The organism is Vibrio sp. R-1 (genome assembly GCF_035615595.1).
Taxonomy (GTDB): domain Bacteria; phylum Pseudomonadota; class Gammaproteobacteria; order Enterobacterales; family Vibrionaceae; genus Vibrio; species Vibrio cholerae.
In genome coordinates this window covers 1-420 of sequence record NZ_WPDC01000327.1, presented here as the reverse complement: position 1 = coordinate 420, position 420 = coordinate 1, and the positions used below count along the sequence as shown (strand labels likewise).

Annotated in this window: 1 protein-coding gene; it reads left to right on the top strand. The window is 49.3% G+C overall.

The genetic code is table 11. The features are described 5' to 3' along the window. The coding region (locus GOU96_RS18355) for an IS30 family transposase (RefSeq protein ID WP_324702129.1) at positions 1 to 420 on the top strand (420 nt) is incomplete at both ends.

The following is a 420-nucleotide window of genomic DNA, read 5'->3' as shown; positions in this document are numbered from 1 at the left end:
AGCCCTGCTCAAGTGGTCGGAAGAATGAAACGATATAATCAGCCGACCATTAGCCATGAGTCCATTTACCAGTACATTTGGCGAGATAAAGCCAATGGAGGCGAACTTTGGAAACACCTACGGCAATCGACCAAGCAACGGCGCAAGCGTTATGCTGCCTACGATAGTCGCGGAAGGCTCGCCAATAAGCGACATATCTCTCAGCGTCCTAAAAGTGTCGAAACACGTAAAACACGTGGACACTGGGAAATTGACACTGTTATGGGAAAAGGCTCTAAGCACTGTATCGTGACGCTCGTTGAGCGCATGACCGGCTACACCTTGATTGGGCAACTGGACGACCGAACAACCGCGTCACTTAACCGGCGAACTATTCATCTAATGAATCGATTTGATGGTCTGTTTACCACCATTACCGCC